This window comes from Burkholderia anthina, assembly GCF_902498995.1.
GTDB classification, from domain to species: domain Bacteria; phylum Pseudomonadota; class Gammaproteobacteria; order Burkholderiales; family Burkholderiaceae; genus Burkholderia; species Burkholderia anthina.
Genome location: NZ_CABVLY010000013.1, coordinates 64,516 through 82,064, shown reverse-complemented (window position 1 = coordinate 82,064; position 17,549 = coordinate 64,516). Strand labels below are relative to the sequence as shown.

The 17,549-nt window shown below is 67.8% G+C and carries 15 protein-coding genes and 1 pseudogene; 9 read left to right on the top strand and 7 right to left on the bottom strand.

All coding sequences use genetic code 11. The features are described 5' to 3' along the window. Positions 1 to 52: 52 nt before the first annotated feature. Positions 53 to 748, top strand: coding sequence for a histidine utilization transcriptional repressor HutC (gene hutC / locus BME24068_RS17895; protein WP_096505668.1), 696 nt, complete (start codon positions 53 to 55; stop codon positions 746 to 748). A 47-nt stretch (positions 749 to 795) separates the two neighbouring features. Continuing rightward, positions 796 to 1,014 (top strand): annotated as a pseudogene (locus BME24068_RS17890) (TetR/AcrR family transcriptional regulator); the annotation flags it as partial. Between the two features lie 103 nt (positions 1,015 to 1,117). Here BME24068_RS17890 and BME24068_RS17885 read toward each other — a convergent pair. Then, complete coding sequence (locus BME24068_RS17885) at positions 1,118 to 1,732, bottom strand: TetR/AcrR family transcriptional regulator (protein WP_096505670.1); 615 nt, start codon at positions 1,730 to 1,732, stop codon at positions 1,118 to 1,120. A 390-nt stretch (positions 1,733 to 2,122) separates the two neighbouring features. Here BME24068_RS17885 and BME24068_RS17880 point away from each other — a divergent pair, with 390 nt between their 5' ends. From BME24068_RS17880 to BME24068_RS17870, 3 genes are all read left to right on the top strand, one after another. Continuing rightward, complete coding sequence (locus tag BME24068_RS17880) at positions 2,123 to 2,785, top strand: DUF3313 domain-containing protein (protein WP_174926868.1); 663 nt, start codon at positions 2,123 to 2,125, stop codon at positions 2,783 to 2,785. A 34-nt stretch (positions 2,786 to 2,819) separates the two neighbouring features. After that, positions 2,820 to 4,412: a PqiB family protein gene (locus tag BME24068_RS17875; protein ID WP_174926867.1), complete on the top strand. Its 1,593-nt coding sequence runs from the start codon at positions 2,820 to 2,822 to the stop codon at positions 4,410 to 4,412. A 208-nt stretch (positions 4,413 to 4,620) separates the two neighbouring features. After that, positions 4,621 to 4,974: a hypothetical protein gene (locus BME24068_RS17870; RefSeq protein WP_096505674.1), complete on the top strand. Its 354-nt coding sequence runs from the start codon at positions 4,621 to 4,623 to the stop codon at positions 4,972 to 4,974. 36 nt (positions 4,975 to 5,010) lie between these two features. Here the strand turns inward: BME24068_RS17870 and BME24068_RS17865 are convergent, their stop codons facing one another. The 4 genes from BME24068_RS17865 to BME24068_RS17850 form a co-directional block, all read right to left on the bottom strand. After that, positions 5,011 to 5,838, bottom strand: a complete 828-nt coding sequence (locus tag BME24068_RS17865) for an alpha/beta fold hydrolase (protein ID WP_174926866.1) — start codon at positions 5,836 to 5,838, stop codon at positions 5,011 to 5,013. 115 nt (positions 5,839 to 5,953) lie between these two features. Next, complete coding sequence (locus BME24068_RS17860; protein ID WP_174926865.1) at positions 5,954 to 6,871, bottom strand: LysR family transcriptional regulator; 918 nt, start codon at positions 6,869 to 6,871, stop codon at positions 5,954 to 5,956. A 217-nt stretch (positions 6,872 to 7,088) separates the two neighbouring features. Next, entirely contained in the window at positions 7,089 to 7,334 is a 246-nt protein-coding gene (locus tag BME24068_RS17855; protein ID WP_006761486.1) for a DUF3717 domain-containing protein, read from the bottom strand. Between the two features lie 297 nt (positions 7,335 to 7,631). Next, the gene (locus tag BME24068_RS17850) at positions 7,632 to 9,167 is read right to left on the bottom strand and encodes an amino acid permease (protein WP_174926864.1); all 1,536 of its coding nucleotides are present in this window, start codon (positions 9,165 to 9,167) and stop codon (positions 7,632 to 7,634) included. Positions 9,168 to 9,763: 596 nt separating this feature from the next. Here BME24068_RS17850 and BME24068_RS17845 point away from each other — a divergent pair. From BME24068_RS17845 to BME24068_RS17830, 4 genes are all read left to right on the top strand, one after another. After that, positions 9,764 to 11,296 carry a sensor domain-containing diguanylate cyclase gene (locus tag BME24068_RS17845; RefSeq protein WP_096505680.1) on the top strand — a complete coding sequence of 511 codons (1,533 nt, stop codon included), beginning with the start codon at positions 9,764 to 9,766 and terminating at the stop codon, positions 11,294 to 11,296. 162 nt (positions 11,297 to 11,458) lie between these two features. Next, positions 11,459 to 12,529 (top strand): FUSC family protein, encoded by a 1,071-nt coding sequence (locus tag BME24068_RS17840; RefSeq protein WP_174926863.1) that lies wholly within the window; start codon positions 11,459 to 11,461, stop codon positions 12,527 to 12,529. Positions 12,530 to 12,867: 338 nt separating this feature from the next. Continuing rightward, positions 12,868 to 14,205, top strand: a complete 1,338-nt coding sequence (gene argG, locus BME24068_RS17835; RefSeq protein WP_096505684.1) for an argininosuccinate synthase — start codon at positions 12,868 to 12,870, stop codon at positions 14,203 to 14,205. A gap of 210 nt (positions 14,206 to 14,415) precedes the next feature. Continuing rightward, positions 14,416 to 14,913 carry a nucleoside/nucleotide kinase family protein gene (locus BME24068_RS17830; protein WP_174926862.1) on the top strand — a complete coding sequence of 166 codons (498 nt, stop codon included), beginning with the start codon at positions 14,416 to 14,418 and terminating at the stop codon, positions 14,911 to 14,913. 18 nt (positions 14,914 to 14,931) lie between these two features. Here BME24068_RS17830 and BME24068_RS17825 read toward each other — a convergent pair whose 3' ends face one another. Further along, positions 14,932 to 16,242 (bottom strand): MFS transporter, encoded by a 1,311-nt coding sequence (locus tag BME24068_RS17825; RefSeq protein ID WP_174926861.1) that lies wholly within the window; start codon positions 16,240 to 16,242, stop codon positions 14,932 to 14,934. A gap of 190 nt (positions 16,243 to 16,432) precedes the next feature. Then, positions 16,433 to 17,515 (bottom strand): tartrate dehydrogenase, encoded by a 1,083-nt coding sequence (locus BME24068_RS17820; RefSeq protein WP_174926860.1) that lies wholly within the window; start codon positions 17,513 to 17,515, stop codon positions 16,433 to 16,435. Positions 17,516 to 17,549: the final 34 nt, after the last annotated feature.

Below are 17,549 nucleotides of genomic sequence, written 5' to 3'. Positions count from 1 at the left end.
CGGAGATCATTCACCGGCCCCGGACAGCCGCCGGCTCTTGAACAGCAATGCAATGACCACACCGATCTATCAGGAAATCAAGGACTTCATCCTCGCGCGCATTCATGCCGGCGAATGGGCGGAAGGCGACCAGGTGCCGTCGGAGAACGAGCTCGCGCGCGAATTCAACGTCGCGCGGATGACGGTCAACCGCGCGCTGCGCGAGCTGACGGCCGAGCAAGTGCTCACGCGCACGCGCGGCTCCGGCACGTACGTCGCGTCACCGAAATACGAATCGACGCTGGTCGCGATCCGCAGCATCTCGGACGAAGTCGCCGCGCGCGGCCACAGCTATCGCGCGCAGGTGTTGGAAGTCGGCGCGGCCGTCGCCGATGCGAAGCTCGCCGACGAGCTGCAGCTCGACACCGGCAGCGCGATCTTCCATTCGCGCGTGCTGCACTTCGAGAACGACACGCCCGTGCAGCTCGAAGAGCGCTGGGTGAGTCCGGTCTGCGCACCGGAATACGCGTTGCAGGACTTCACGACGACGACGCCGAACCAGTACCTGACGCGCGTCGCGCCGCTGCAGCGTGTCGAATACCGGATCGAGGCCGCGATGCCCGATACGGAAACGCGCCGCCACCTGACGATGGACGAGCGCGAACCCTGCCTGTTGCTGCATCGGCGCACGTGGTCGCAGGGGATGGTCGCGGCGGTCGCCAATCTTTGGCACCCGGGCAGCCGCTATCGGTTCACCGGGCATTTCTGATCCAGACGGGGGCGCGGGAAGCCGCGGCCGACGCGTCGGCGCGCGCCGGAGCGCACATCGCATGCATGTGGCAGCCGTTGATCGCGGCCGGCCGGCAAACCGGAGCGCTGGACGCGGCGCTGTCGCGCCGACCGGCTCGCGACGTGGTTCCATCACCTTTATCTCGCAGCGATGCTGCGCTGGCCGACCGTACCGGGGTGTCGCTTCAGCGGGAATTCCCGTCGATTGCGAAACCGTTCGTCGAAGGCGCGCACGCGAAAGCCTGAGCAGCCGCGCGGGCGCGCAGGCGTCAGAGCCGCCCGAGCACGACCGCGAGCAGCGAGCGTGCGAAACGCGCAAGCGCCGCACCGCACGCGACGAACGTGCGCTTCATTTTCTGCGCGACGATTTCGCCGCGGGCGCGCGGCGCTTCGCGCCTGCCGCCGCGCCGGCCGGCCATTGCGTCTCGTCGAGCAGCCGGTCGAACAGCCGCGCGCGCTCGTCGGCCGACAGCGGACACAGCCCGAACATCGCCGATAGCGCGATGCCCCACGCCGCCTTCCACCGCAGCAGCGCCAGATCGGGATCGTCGGATTCGGCGGCGATGCGCTGCACGTTCTTCGCATCGGTTTCACGCACCTTCTGCAACGGCTCGGGATCCTCGACGAGCGCGGCCATGATCGCGAGCGCCGCCGATGGCTGCTGGTCGATCACCTCGCGCATCGTCGCGATCTGTGCGGACAGCGTCGGCTGGGCTTCGTCCGGATCGCGCGTGGCCAGGTAATCGCGCTGAAAGCGTTCGTAGTACGCCTGCTGATGCTCCATCAGCGCATTCAGCACGTCGCCTTTCGTGCGGAACTGGTGCATCAGCCCGCCCTTGCTGATGCCGCTTTCGCGCGAAATCGCATCGAACGTGAGCTTGCCCGGGCCGTCGCGCTCGAGAATCGCGAGCGCCGCCTGGATCGCGGCAGTGCGCGTCCGCTCGGAACGCGTCGGGTTGTCCATGAGCTTTCCCCGGTATGGAATGACGCAATGCGAATGCAACCGAGCTGGCGCACGCCGCATGCAGGAAGTGCGCGGAGTCTATCACAAACAAACCGCCTGGTCGGTTTACATCCAAAAACGGCAGTGCTACGATCGGCTCCCGCATCGCCCGCGGCCGGAGCGTGAGCGCGTTCGCGCACCGCCCCCGGGCATGCGAATGCCACCCCCAGCGCGGCTGTCCGGCCGACGATCGATGCTGGACAGCCGCGTCGCGCCCCGAATTCATGGGGTAACCTCGCCTCAAAAACAAACCGCCTAGCCGGTTTTTTTGTAGAAACCTGCCGTGGCAATACCGCCTGCCGTACCACCCTTCGCACCGCTCCCCGGCGCGAAACCGACCCGGAGATATGCATGAATCGCTCGATCACTTCCCGCCATCTGACCCGCGTTGCGCTCTGCGTCGCGCTCGCCGGATGCGCCGGGGTCCAGCCTGCCCGTTATACGGGCATCGAATCGTCCCCTTATCTGCGCAGCGATCCGCAGGACAAATCCGGCCGCGTGCCGTATCGCTACACGCTGCCCGCCGACTGGCACCGCTACCGGAAACTGATTCTCGATCCGGTGGCGGTGTACCGCGGCACGGACAATCAGTTCGGAAAACTGACCGATGAGGACAAGACGACGCTCGCCGCGTACATGGGCGACACGTTCGCCAAGAAGCTCGGCAAGCGCTTCGAGCTGACGAGCACGCCGGGCCCCGACACGCTGCGCGTGAAACTGACGCTTACGGGCGCGGTAACGACGACGGCCTTTGCCGGCGCGTTCGCGCACTTCGACCTCGCGGGCAATCTCTACAACGGCGTGCAGGCGATTCGCGGCCGCGAAGGCGCTTTCACGGGCTCGGTCATCTATGCGGTGGAAATTCGCGACGCTGCAACCAACCGGCTGATCAACGCATACGTGACGAAGCAGTATCCGAATGCGATGAACATCGGCGCGAGCTTCGGCGCGCTGAGCGCGGCGAAAACCGGTATCGACAAGGGTGCGGATGCACTCGTCGCGCAATTCGACTGATGCACGGCGGGCGGCGCTCGCCGTCCTCGCGCGAATGGGCCGCAACTGGCCGCGGGCAGCGATCTGGATCGTGCCGCTCGCGGCCGCGGCGTTCTTCGTCGCCTGGGGCGTCGCGCTGCTCGGCCAGCGCGGCCCGACGATCACGATCGCGTTCGCAACGGCCGACGGGCTCGAAGCCGGCCGCTCGACGCTGCGGTTGCGCAACGTCGAAGTCGGGCGCGTCACGCGCGTCCGTGCGTTGCGCGGGCAACCGGGCGTGCGGGTCGACGTGCGGCTGAACGCCGACGCGCATGCACTGGCGAGCGCCGATACACGCTTCTGGGTCGTGCGACCGCGCATCGGCCCCGGCGGCATTTCCGGTCTGGATACCCTGTTGTCGGGCGCGTATATCGCGGCGGCACTCGGCCGCGCGCGCGAACCGCGCACGGGGTTCGCCGGGCTCGATGCGCCGCCCGTCGACGAAGACGGCAACGGGCGCCGCTACCTGCTGCACGCGAGCTCGCTCGGCTCGGTCGGCGTCGGCTCGCCGGTATATCACCGGCGCGCGCGCGTCGGCCAGGTGACGGGCTATACGCTCGATGCGGACGGGCGCGGCGTATCGATCGCGGTGTTCATCGCCGCGCCGTTCGATCGCTACGTCGATGCCGACGCACGCTGGTGGCAGGCGGGCGGCGTCGGCCTGCAGCTCGATGCGGGCGGGATGAAGCTCGGCACGCCGTCGCTCGCCGCGATGCTTGCCGGCGGTCTCGCATTCGCGGCGCCACCCGGACGCACGACCATCGTCGCGGCGCCCGACGGTGCGCGTTTTCGCGTGGCCGACGATGAAATCGATGCGATGCGCACGCCCAACGCACCGGCTGCACCGGTCGTCATGCGGTTCGACCGCTCGCTGCGCGGCCTCGACGTCGGCGCGCCGGTGGATTTTCGCGGCATCGAACTCGGCACCGTGACGGCCGTCGGCACCGAATACGATGCGCGGCGCGGCAGCGTCACGATGCGCGTGACGATGGCGCTCTATCCCAATCGCCTCGGGCAGCGCTACCGCGACGCACTCGGCAACGGCGACACCGACGCCGGCAAGGCGCTGCTGCGCACGCTCGTCGCGCGCGGTTTGCGCGGGCAATTGCGCGTCGGCAACCTGATTGCGAACCGGTCGTACGTCGCGCTCGACATGTTCCCGAACGCGCCGCCCGCATCGGTCGACACCGATCGGCTACCGATCGCACTCCCGACCGTTCCCGGCACGCTCGACGTGCTGCGCGTGCACATTGCCGACATCGCCGGCACCCTTTCGCGCATGCCGCTCGATCGCATGGGCGTGCGTGTCGACGCGGCCCTCGCGAACACCCGTGCGCTGTTCGCGCAACTCGACACCGAACTCGCACCGCAGGCACGCGACGCGCTCGGCGCCGCGCGACATGCGTTCACGACCGCGCAAGCGATCCTGGGGCAGGAGGATGCGCCCGCATCCAGTGGGCGCCGCGCGCTCGCGCAATTCACGCGAACGTCGAACGCGCTGCGTGCGCTGGCCGCTGATCTGGAGCAACATCCGGAGTGGCTGCTGCGCGGCGCCGCGAGCGATACGCCGCCGGCCGACGCGTCGCGCGCGGACCGCGACGGCCATTGACGGCCATTGACGGCCATTGACGGCCATTGACGGCATCGTGCGACGCGCACGCATTTTTGCAACGAATGCACGTACGGGATGCCAAATTTCCCGAGCCGCAGTATGCTGGTGTCGTACGGCACGCACGATACATCGGGCAATCCCCTAGTCCGCACGTCGCTGCGCCGCCGTCGAGACCGCAATCATGCATTGCAAGGAGGGATTCGTGATGGCTACCACGCATCAGCACTTCCACCTCGAACTACGGCACGCCACCGCGCCGACATACTTCATCAGCTACCTGTTTCCCGCCTTGCTGTTCGCTTACGAACTGCTGCGCGTCGGCCAGTGGATCCGCGATCACGGGATGCAATTCGCCGCGTTCAAGCAGATGGGCTACGAGTATCTGCTGATGCTGCTGTTCGTCGGATTGCAGATCGTCATCGAAGCGATCTTCCTGCTCGGCGCCGCGATGCGCCGGGATCATCGCGATTTCGAGCATCGCCTGCCGAACGTGATCCTCGGCATCGGCTGCTCGATCGCGCTGCTCGCGGTCGACCTCGCGATCCAGCTGTCGTTCTGACAACCGGCGGGCCTGCCCCGCCGGTCGTCGTGACGCTCAGGCGCCCGCGTCGCGCAGGAACGTCGCGACGGCTGCCAGCACGTCGCCGGTCCGCTCGCGGTGCGGCATGTGTCCGCATCCGTTGAGCAGCAGGAACGACGACGGCCCCGCCACGCGCGCGGCGATTCGTTTCGGATGCACGTCCGAGCCGTATTCGTCCTGCTCGCCGTGAATCGCGAGTGTCGCGCAGCGTACGCGCGGCAGTTCGTCGTCGAGATTCCAGTCGCGAAACGCCGGCGACAGCCACGTGTCGACCCACGCGCGCAGCACCCATTCCGCCTTGTCGCCGTGATAGCGCGCGAGCCGGTCGAGCTGGCCCGGCGCATCGAACTGCTCGCCCGCTGCGCGAATGCCGTCGAGCGTGCGATCTTCGACGAATGCCTGCGCGGCAACGGTCACCAGTGCACGGCAACGCGCCGGGTGCGCGGCCGCGCAGCCGACCGCCATGCCGCCGCCGACGCTGTGCCCGAACACGACGAACGCATCGACGCCGAACTGCTCGAGCAGCGCATGAAACCCGTGGCCGGCTTCGTCGCGCACGAACGTCGTGCCGAGCCGGCCCGGATGACGATCCGAGCGGCCGAAGCCGAGCCGGTCATACGCGATCACGTCGCGTTGCGTCGCGCGCGCCAGTTGTTCGGGGAAATCGCGCCATAGTTCGACGCAGCCGAGCGAATCGTGCAGCAGCACGATCGGTGCGGCCGGCATAGGTGCGGCCGGCTCAGGCGCGGCCACGTCCACCGCGGCAGCCCCCCGCCAGCGCTTCGCGAAGAGACGCCCTTGCGGCGTCTCGACAAAAGTCTCCTCGGTCACGATATCGGTCATCTGTCTGTCGTCGTTCCGCATGAAAACGGCGGCACGCCGGCGTGCCGCATCGAATGCCTGCGATGGTGGCCCGGCGCCGCGCGCCGCGTCAAGCAAGCCCCCATCGCGCGCCCGCTCATTCGGGCTGCGGCGGCAGGTATTCCATCTGCGACTCGTCGTACAGCCGGTAGATCAGCGCCTGTATCGCGCGAATGTCCTCCGACTCGTCGAGCATCCGCATGCTCATGATGATCGGCGATACGAGGTTCGGGTCGTCGAGCGGCTTGTAGCTGATGTCGTCGCGCTTCAGGCCGTAGACGCTGTGCGGCACGACCGATACGCCCTCGCCCATCGCGACGAGTCCGAGCGCGATCTGCAGTTCGCGCGTCTCGTAGATGCGCCGCGGCTGCAGCGCGCGATCGTGGAATGCCGCGAGCACCTGGTCCGCATAGCTCGGGCGCGGCGCCTTCGGAAAGATGATCAGCGTGTCGTGCACGAGATCGTGCAGCGACAGCACCGACTTCGCGCCGTCCAGCGGATGGCCGACCGGCAGCGCGACGATCATCCGCTCCTCGCGCAGCACGACGCGCCGCACGCTCGGATCCTCGTGGCGGATCCGCCCGAACCCGACGTCGATGCGCCCTTCCTTCAGCGCCTTGATCTGGTCCATCGTCGACATCTCGTGCAGGCTCAGCTCGACGGCCGGATACTCGCTGCGAAAGCGCCGGATGATCTTCGGCAGCATCCCGTACAGCGTCGAGCCGACGAAGCCGACCGACATGCTGCGCTCGATCTTGCCGACCCGCTTCGTCATCGATTCGAGCTCGGTCGTCTGCGCGAGCAGCTGCACCGCATGCGAATAGAAGAAGCGCCCGGCATCGGTCAGCTTCAGCGGCCGCGCGTTGCGCTCGAACAGCGGCACGCCGAGTTCCTCCTCGAGCTGCTGGATCTGCCGGCTCAGCGGCGGCTGTGCGATGTGCAGCCGCTCGGCCGCCCGCGTGAAATTCCGCTCCTCGGCAACCGCGACGAAGTAGCGGAGGTGTCTCAACTCCATGTTCGATCCCTCCCGGACAGGCACCGGACGTTCTCATCCGGCAGCGCGCGGGCCACGCGCGCGCCGTTCGTCCCGTGATGGCCTGCCCCGATCCCGTGACGATACCTCAGCCGGCGTCGATACCGGTTCGAACCGCGTCGCGTAAAACAAAACGGGAAGCCGCGAAGCTTCCCGTTTCTTCATCGACGCTGCGTGACGGCATCGTCGCAAACGTGCGTCATGCCTCGGTCGCGTACAGCGCGTCGCGCTGCGCGTCGCTCAGCGAATCGAGCGGCACGTCCGGCAGCCGATAGCAGATCATCGCGCCGTACAGCTCGGCCAGGCAGTTGCTGCCGGCGTCCAGCGCGTAGCCGTCCTCGCCGTCCGGGGCGGGCGGATACACTTCGCGCCACGCGTTGATCGCGGCTTCGATTCGCACGATGGAAACGGGTCCGGCCTTCCGCTCGGCGGGTGATGCGCTCATGGATTCCTCTGGGTTGCGCGCTTCGCGGGCCGGGCCGGCCCCGACGAAACGATGAAAACGCCGGGCGCCGCCGGCCGTCGCAGGCTGCGCGCACGCCGGATGCCGATCCGCGTCGCGCTCGTCGCGCCGGCCGGGCCGCAGCCCGGTAGGGTCGGGAAATATAACCGGCTTTGACCCCGTGCAGGCGAAAGCCGACAAAAAAAGCGGGTTCGGCAAGAACGGACGCGCCAACGAAAACGGGAAGCCCGTGGGCTTCCCGTTTCGTCAAGTATCGCGCGGCGGCGTGCCGCGCCCGCATCAGCCGGCGGTTTCGCGGTTCGTCACGCGCTGTGCTTGCGCGCCGCGATTCGCGGCCACCCACGGCGCGATCTCCATGTCCTCGTAGCGCACGAAGCGGCTCTTGTTCATGAACCGGTAGCCGAGCCACACGACGAGGAACAGCGGAATGCCGACGTAGGTCGCGGCCACGCCGGCCCAGTCGATCCGGTTCGCGAGAAACGCCTGATAGTCCTGCCCCAGCGCGATCACGAGACACAGCACGAACGCGAACAGCGGGCCGAACGGGAACCACTTCGACTGGTACGGCAGCTGGTCGACCGAGTAGCCCTGCTGCACGTAACCCTTGCGGAACCGGTAATGGCTGATCGCGATGCCGAGCCACGCGATGAAGCCCGTCATCCCCGACGTGTTCAGCAGCCACAGGTACACCGTCTTGTCGCCGTACAGCGACGTGAAGAAGCACAGCGCGCCGACGGCCGTCGTCGCATACAGCGCATTGCGCGGCACGCCGCCCGGCGACAGCTTCGCGAACAGTTTCGGCGCGCGGCCTTCGGTCGCGAGGTTGTAGAGCATCCGCGTCGACGCATACATGCCCGAGTTGCCGGCCGACAGCACGGCGGTCAGGATCACCGCGTTCATCACGCCGGCCGCGAACGCGAGGCCGGCATGGCGGAACACGAGCGTGAACGGGCTCACGCCGATGTCGGTCACGTCGCTCTTCAGCAGGCTCGGGTCGGTGTACGGAATCAGCACGCCGATCACGAAGATCGCGAGCACGTAGAACAGCAGGATCCGCCAGAACACCTGGCGCACCGCGCGCGGGATCGTCGTGCGCGGGTTTTCCGATTCGCCGGCCGCGACGCCGATCAGCTCCGTGCCCTGGAACGAGAAGCCCGCGATCATCGCGACGCCCATCATCGCCGGCAGGCCGCCCGCGAACGGCGCGTCGCCGATCGTCAGGTTGCCCCAGCCGTTGCCGGGGGCGCCCTTCAGAATGCCGAAGATCATCAGCAGGCCGACGCCGATGAACGCGACCACGGTGACGACCTTGATCAGCGCGAACCAGTATTCGGCCTCGCCGAAGCCGCGCACGGTCAGCGCGTTGAGCAGGAACATCACGCCGAGGAACGCGGCGCTCCACCAGACGCCCGGCACGTTCGGGAACCAGTAGTGCATCACGAGCTGCGCGGCGACGAGTTCGACCGCGATCGTCACGGCCCAGTTGTACCAGTAGTTCCAGCCGAGCGCGAAGCCGAAGCCTTCGTCGACGTATTTCGCGCCGTAGGTCGCGAACGAGCCCGATACCGGCATGAACGCGGCCATTTCGCCGAGGCTCGTCATCAGGAAGTACACCATCAGGCCGATCAGCATGTACGCGACCATCGCGCCGCCGGGGCCGGCCTGCGAGATCGACGCGCCGGACGCGACGAACAGGCCCGTGCCGATCGAGCCGCCGATGGCGATCATCGTCAGGTGGCGCGCCTTCAGCGCGCGATGAAGCTTGGGTGGGTTCGCGGACGAACCGGGTGGGTCGGAATTCGGGATTGCGGACATAAACGAGACGAACGTTGAGCGGGCCGGCATCCGGGGCCGGCGCATGCGGTATCGGGGCGCGATGCGCCACCTGCGTTGCATTCGATGCGGCCCCGATACGCGTTGCGCGCCGGGCGCCTGCGGCGAAGCGCGGATTCTACCTGATTCGTCATGGGGGCAGCTCGGGTCCGAGCGCGCCGCCGCCGCATGCAGACGCCGCAGAATCAACGAGTTGGCCGCGGCTCGGCCCCGACGCGTCGATCGCCGCCGCCGGTCGGGTCGAAAGGCCGCGACCGCCGGGAGGAGCCCGGCATGCCGAACCGCGCGATGCGCGGGAAACCGGGGACAATTGCCCGATACCCGTTAAAACGACACATCGGCGGGCTCGCGCGCCAATATTCAGACAAAAACGTCGACGCGGATAATTGATTCAAATCAAACCGAATACGCGCGATGCGGTAATGATGGGTAACGCACCCAAACCGTCATCAGGGCATGCATGTTTTGCATCTGCCGGCCAAATCCGGAATTTCGCGGGATAATACGGGTTAATGCGAAATAATCAGCGCGCGGAACCGTCCACGACGCAAATATCCGCCGCCACGCCCGTCCCGAGGATGAAGTCACACCCGCTGCTCGCTGCGCTGCGCCGCCATACCGCGTCGGCCGTCGCACGCATTTTGTCGCCTCGCGGCGTACTGGTCGCGGGCATCGTGCTGCTGATGTTCAGCTGGGGGCTTTCCGCGTCGCTTTTAATCGAGGCGCGCCGCGACGCGTATGATCATGCGGTCGAAAATGCGCGCAACCTGATGCTGCTGATCGAGCGCGATATTTCCCGCAATATCGAACTCTATGATCTGTCACTGCAAAACGTCGTCGATGGCCTCGCCGATCCGGAATTGATGGCATTGCCGCCGCGCCAGCGTCACCGGCTGTTGTTCGACCGCGCCGCCACCGGCGCGTATCTCGGCGCCATTTTCGTGATGGATCCGCACGGCAATGTCGTGATCGATTCCGCCGCGTCGCCGCCGCGGCAAGGCAATTTCGCCGATCGCGACTATTTCACCGTGCATCGCAACCGGCTCGTGCCGGGCCTCTACATCAGCCGGCCATACGCGGCCCGCTTGCGCGGCGGCGCGCTGACCATCGCGCTGAGCCGCCGGATCACGCTCGCCGACGGCCGCTTCGGCGGGATCGTCGTCGGCACGCTCAGCATCGACTACTTCCGCGCGCTGCTCGACGGCCTCGCGGTCGGCAGGCACGGCAGCGCGGCGATCGTCGAGGAAAACGGCACGCTCGTGTCGCGGCTGCCGTACGACGCGCGCGTGGTCGGCCTCGACCTGCACGACTCGCCGCTCTTCATCGAATCGCAGCGCAGCCGCGACGGCGTGCTGGCGGGCACCGGCGCGATCGACGGCACGCGGCGCGTCTACGTGTACAAGCACCTCGCCGGCCTGCCGCTGATCGTCGACGTCGCGCCCGCCGAGATCGACATCTACGCGTCGTGGCGTCATCGCGCGATCTGGACCGTCGTGCTGATGGGCCTGTTCACCGCGTTCATCGCGTGGGGCTCGCTCGCGCTGTCGCGCGAGCTCAAGCGCCGGCAGATCGCCGAAGCGAAGCTGTACCGGCTCGCGCACACCGATTCGCTGACGGGGCTCGACAACCGCGGCACGTTCGATGCGGTGCTCGTGAAGGAAGCGCAGCGCGCGTCGCGCAGCGGCCGCCCGCTGTCCGTGCTGTTCGTCGACGTCGATCATTTCAAGGCATTCAACGACTATTACGGGCATCTCGCCGGCGACGACGTGCTGCGCCGCGTCGCGCAATCCGCGTCGCGCTGCCTGCGCCGCGACAGCGACCACGTCGCGCGCTACGGCGGCGAGGAATTCGTCGTCACGCTGCCCGACACCGACGCGCGGGGCGCGGCGACCGTCGCCGAAGGGATCCGGCGCGCGATCGTCGGGCTCGACATCGCGCACGTCCGCAGCCCGTACGGGCACGTGACGGCCAGCATCGGCGCCGCCACGACCGCCGGCGGACGCGTGAATGCCGCGACGCTGCTGCGGCAGGCCGACGAGGCGCTGTACCGCGCGAAGTCCGGCGGCCGCAATCGCGTGTCGAACCCGCAGCCGAGCGCGGCCGACGCGTGACGCGACGGCTGGCCGCGTCGCGCCGCCCCGCCGTGGACAGCCCGCGCGCGTTCGGCTAGCGTTACGTCAGCTGCGCACGCGGCGCGGCGCCGGCCCGCGCAAGCCGCCCGCGCGTATTCCGGTCACCTCGCCGGTCACCCCGCCGGCCACCCTCGATACGTCATGACCGCCCAGCTCCCTTCCCTCGTGCCGCCGCTCCTGCGCCACGCGCTTCGTCCGCTGCTGGACCCGTACCGGCGCTACCGGCACGCGAAACTGATCCACGCGGCGCGCGTCGCGCTCGCGATTCTCGTATCGATCGGCTTGTCGACCGGGCTGCGCGTGCCGCACGGCGAATGGTCGACGATCACCGTGCTGATCGTCGTCGGCGGGCTGCAGCATCACGGCAACATCCGCAAGAAGGCGGCCGAGCGCGCGCTCGGCACGTCGATCGGCGCGCTCGCGGGGCTCGGGCTGATCCTGCTCTACTCGTTCCTGCACGCGCCGCTCGCGATCTATCTGCTGATGGCGATCGCGTGCGGCTTCTGCGCGTATCACGCGATCGGCAAGGCCGGCTATATCGCGCTGCTGTCGGCGATCACGATGGTGATCGTCGCCGGGCACGGCGACAACGAGATCGTCGACGGCCTGTGGCGCGCGGTGAACGTGCTGACCGGCATCGCGATCGCGCTGGCGTTCTCGTTCGCGCTGCCGCTCTATGCGACCTACTCGTGGCGCTACAAGCTCGCCGACGCGCTGCGCGCGTGCGCGGCCGTGCATGCGCGGCTCGCGGGCGACCGCCACGTGAGCGACGACGCGCACCTGAAGGAAATGGCCGCGCTGAGCACGCTGCTGGTGCAGTTGCGCTCGCTGATGCCGTCGGTGTCGAAGGAGTGCGAGATCTCGGTCACGCACCTCGAGGCGATCCAGCGCAGCCTGCGCCTGTGCATCGGCTATCTGGAGATCCTGTCGAGCACGGTGCCGGCCCGCGACGACGTGACGTCCCGCGAGTACATGCGCACCGCGATGAAGGCCGTGAACCGGCGCATCCGCGACACGCTCGTCGGCGCGAGCCGCGCGCTGAAGTTCGGCACGCCGAGCCGGCTCGCGCCGCGCCGCCGGCCGGCCGATCCGCCGCCCGACGCGCCGCCGCCGCAGTTGTCCGGCTACGTGTCGATCACGATCAAGCTGGCCGGCGAAGTGGAACAGTTGCGCGAGAAGCTGCTCGATACGGCGCAGGCGTGGAATATTTAAAATCCGGGCATTGCTGCTGAATGCCGCGCGGAGCCGGGATAACCTTTCATTTTCATTTCACCCCGAAAAGCGGCATTCCGAGGCGCGGCAGTCGGGCATGCCGACCGATCCGGCCCCGGAAACACGGGCCGGCTCGCCGGTTCGCGACGGCCCGTTTCGGCCGCCGTTCCATGCTGATGCGCGCCTGATTCTCCGGGCGGTTAACCGCCCGCCAGCCCTGTCGCGACAGGCCCGACGACGCATTTGCACGAAAATCAGCCCTTGCCCCAACCTCCCGGACAGCCGATACTCGCATATTCCGCGAAATACGCACCGGACTTCAATCCACGGTAATTCCTATGAGCACGATTCTCGAAAGCCTCCCGACCGGCCAGAAGGTCGGTATCGCCTTCTCCGGCGGCCTGGACACCAGCGCCGCGCTGCACTGGATGAAACTGAAGGGCGCTGTCCCGTACGCATACACGGCGAACCTCGGGCAGCCCGACGAAGACGATTACGACGCGATCCCGAAGCGTGCAATCGAATACGGCGCAGAAGGCGCCCGCCTGATCGACTGCCGCGCGCAGCTGGTCGCGGAAGGCATCGCGGCGCTGCAAAGCGGCGCATTCCACATCACGACGGCCGGCGTCACGTACTTCAACACGACGCCGATCGGCCGCGCCGTGACGGGCACGATGCTCGTCGCCGCGATGAAGGAAGACGGCGTCAACATCTGGGGTGACGGCAGCACGTACAAGGGCAACGACATCGAGCGTTTCTACCGCTACGGCCTGCTCGTGAACCCGGATCTGAAGATCTACAAGCCGTGGCTCGACCAGACGTTCATCGACGAGCTCGGCGGCCGTGCCGAAATGTCCGAATTCATGAACCAGGCCGGCTTCGCGTACAAGATGTCGGCCGAGAAGGCGTATTCGACCGACTCGAACCTGCTCGGCGCGACGCACGAAGCGAAGGATCTCGAAAGCCTCGAAAGCGGCATCAAGATCGTGAACCCGATCATGGGCGTCGCGTTCTGGCGCGACGACGTGAAGATCGCCGCCGAGGAAGTGACGGTGCGCTTCGAAGCCGGCCAGCCGGTCGCGCTGAACGGCGTCGAGTTCAAGGATCAGGTCGAGCTGCTGCTCGAAGCGAACCGCATCGGCGGCCGCCACGGCCTCGGCATGAGCGACCAGATCGAGAACCGCATCATCGAGGCGAAGAGCCGCGGCATCTACGAAGCCCCGGGCCTCGCGCTGCTGTACATCGCGTACGAGCGTCTCGTCACCGGCATCCACAACGAAGACACGATCGAGCAGTACCGCGAGAACGGCCGCCGCCTCGGCCGCCTGCTGTATCAAGGCCGCTGGTTCGATCCGCAGGCGATCATGCTGCGCGAAACGGCGCAACGCTGGGTCGCCCGCGCGATCACCGGCGAAGTGAAGATCGAACTGCGCCGCGGCAACGACTACTCGATCCTGAGCACGAAGTCGCCGAACCTCACGTATCAGCCGGAGCGCCTGTCGATGGAGAAGGTGGCATCGACGTTCTCGCCGCGCGACCGGATCGGCCAGTTGACGATGCGCAACCTCGACATCACCGACACGCGCGACAAGCTGCGCGTCTACACCCAGGTCGGCCTGCTGACGCCGGGTGAACAGTCGGCGCTGCCGCAGATCAAGGGCGACGGCGAGCAGTAAGCCGTTTTGCCCGAAGCCGGCGCGCGTGGCCGATACGCGCGCCGCGCCGGCAGGCCGTGTGTGCGTCGATGCATGCGCGGCCTGCGGGCTCCCTCCGCTGTTCCCCGTTTTCCCCCTCCCTGCTTCCCCCCATCGCGTCGCGCGCAAACGGCGCTGCAACGCTGCCGCGATCATGGCAAGCTGCGAGTCGTTCGATTCCCGACCCGGCTCATGACTTCCCTCCTCGTCATTCACGTGAACGGCCCGATCAACAGCGGCAAGACGACGATCGGTCGCGCACTCGCCCGCATGCTGCCCGATGCGCGCTTCATCGACGGCGACGATCACGACGCACCCGAGGACGCCCCGCGCCACGCGCAGTGGGCGATCGCGCTGGAGCGCCTCGTCACCGGCATCGCGCATGCGCGCGAACGTCATCTGGTGATCGCCTATCCGATCGGCGAAGCGGAATTCGAGCGGCTGCGCGCGGCCTGCGACGCGCGCGATGCGCGGCTGTTCGTCGCGACGCTCGCGCCGCCCGAAGCGGTCGCCGCGTCGGATCGCGGCACGCGCACGTTAACCGGCTGGGAGCGGCAACGTATCGCCGAGATGTATCGGGAAGGGTATGCGGCGCGCGCGTTCAGCGATTGCTTCGTCGATACGTCGAACGCGTCCGCCGATGCGTGCGCGGAGGAGATCGCACGCCGCGCGGCGCTTCCGGCAGCGTGACGCAGGCGCGCGCCGTCTTCAATGATGGTGCTGCACGCCCGGCACGACCGCTTCGCGCGCCCCCTTGCGGCTCAGCAGCAGCGTGACGATCGCCGACACCGCGAGCGTGCCGGCCACCACGTACAGCCCGGCCGCATACCCGCCCGTCACGTGCTTGAGCCAGCCGATCGCGAACGGCCCGACGAACCCGCCGAGGTTGCCGATCGAGTTGATCATCGCGATCCCCGCGGCCGCACCGGCGCCTGACAGGAACGCGCTCGGCATCGCCCACAACGGCGCCTTCGCGGCGCTGATCCCGATGTTGACGACCACCAGCGCGAGCACGGTCAGCAGCGCGGTGCTTGCCTGCCCCGCGAACACGAAGCCGACGCATGCGAGCACGCACGGAATCACGACGTGCCACGTGCGCTCGCCGCGGCGGTCCGAATGGCGCGCCCACACGATCATCGCGACGACGGCGGCGATGCTCGGAATGCCGGTCAGCAGGCCCGTCTGCAATGCGGTGAAGCCGAACTGCTTGACCATCAGCGGCGCCCACAGGCCGAGCGTATAGAGGCCCGCCGACGTGCCGAAGTAGATCAGCGCGAGCGCCAGCACACGCGGGTCGCGCAGCGCCTGCCACGCGCCGGCCGTGTGCCCGGCGTGCGTGTGCCGCGCGTCGGCTTCCGACTTCAGCTTCGCGATCAGCCAGTCGCGCTCGTCCGCCTTCAGCCATGCGGCCTTCGACGGCGCATCGGTCAGGCACTTCAGCACCACGAAGCCGAGCACGACCGCCGGCAGCGCCTCGACGATGTACAGCATCTGCCAGTCGGCGAGCCCGAACATCGGCGGCATCTGCATGATCGCGCCCGACAGCGGCGAGCCGATCGCGGTCGAGATCGGCGCGGCCGCCATGAACCATGCGGCGGCCACCGCGCGTTGCTTCGCGGGGAACCACAGGCTCAGGTACAGGATGATGCCGGGGAAGAAGCCGGCCTCGGCCATGCCGAGCAGGAAGCGCAATGCGTAGAAGCTCGTCGGCCCGGTCACGAATGCGGATACCGCCGACACGATGCCCCACGTGATCATCACGCGCGCGATCCAGATACGTGCGCCGACGCGGTGGAGAATCAGGTTGGAGGGCACTTCGAAGAGGAAGTAGCCGATGAAGAACAGGCCGCCGCCCAGTCCGAACGCGGTCGGCGACAGGCCGATCGCCTTGTTCATCGTCATCGCCGCGAAGCCGACGTTGACGCGATCGAGAAAGCTGACGAAGTAAAGCAGCATCACGAACGGAATGATGCGCCACATCAGTTTCCGCGCGACGCGGGTTTCCAGATCCGCTTGCATGTGTCTCCTCCTTCTTCGAGGTCGAGCCGTGCCCCTGTCCGCGGGTGCCCGGCGGGTGCTCTACGAGCGCTGACCGGCGCCGCGGCGAAGCGCGTGCGCCGGCGCCCGGCTCGCGTCGAATGCGCGAGTCGCGGGCAATCGATTTCCGCTGGCGGCGGACGAAAGGCGATCGTCGTCCGCCTCGTTGCCGTCAGGCTGCGACCGCCGCGTTCGCGACGCGCTCGCAGACGGCCGCCGTCACCTGCGCGGTCGTCGCGCGGCCGCCGAGATCGCGCGTATGCAGCGACGGGTCGGCCGTGACGGCCTCGATCGCCTGCATCACGCGCGCGGCCGCTTCCGTCTCGCCGAGATGCTCGAGCAGCATCACCACCGACCAGAACGTGCCGACCGGATTCGCGAGCCCCTTGCCCATGATGTCGAACGCGGAACCGTGGATCGGCTCGAACATCGACGGATAGCGGCGCTCGGGATCGATGTTGCCGGTCGGCGCGATGCCGAGGCTGCCGGCGAGCGCGGCGGCCAGATCGCTGAGGATGTCCGCGTGCAGGTTCGTCGCGACGATCGTGTCGAGCGACGCCGGGCGGTTCACCATGCGCGCGGTCGCGGCATCGACGAGTTCCTTGTCCCACGTGACGTCGGGGAATTCCTGCGCGATCTGCTTCGCGATCTCGTCCCACATCACCATCGCGTGACGCTGCGCGTTGCTCTTCGTGATGACGGTCAGCAGCTTGCGCGGACGCGACTGCGCGAGGCGGAACGCGAAGCGCATGATGCGCTCGACGCCGGCGCGGGTGAGGATCGACACGTCGGTCGCGGCCTCGATCGGATGACCCTGGTGCACGCGGCCGCCGACGCCCGCGTATTCGCCTTCCGAGTTCTCGCGCACGATCACCCAGTTCAGGTCGTCCGGGCCGCAGCGCTTCAGCGGCGCGTCGATGCCGGGCAGGATGCGCGTCGGGCGCACGTTCGCGTACTGGTCGAAGCCCTGGCAGATCTTCAGGCGCAGGCCCCACAGCGTCACGTGGTCGGGCACGTCCGGGTCGCCGGCCGAGCCGAACAGGATCGCGTCCTTGCCGCGCAGCGCGTCAAGGCCATCGGCCGGCATCATCGCGCCGTGCTGGCGGTAGTAGTCGGCGCCCCAGTCGAAATCCTCGAACTCGAACGCAAAGCGCTCGCTGCCGCGAGCCAGCGCTTCCAGCACCTGCTTGCCAGCCGGCACCACTTCCTTGCCGATGCCGTCGCCGGGAATGGTCGCGATACGGTAGGTCTTCATGCTGACATCCTCGATTGATCATGAGCGTGAACGC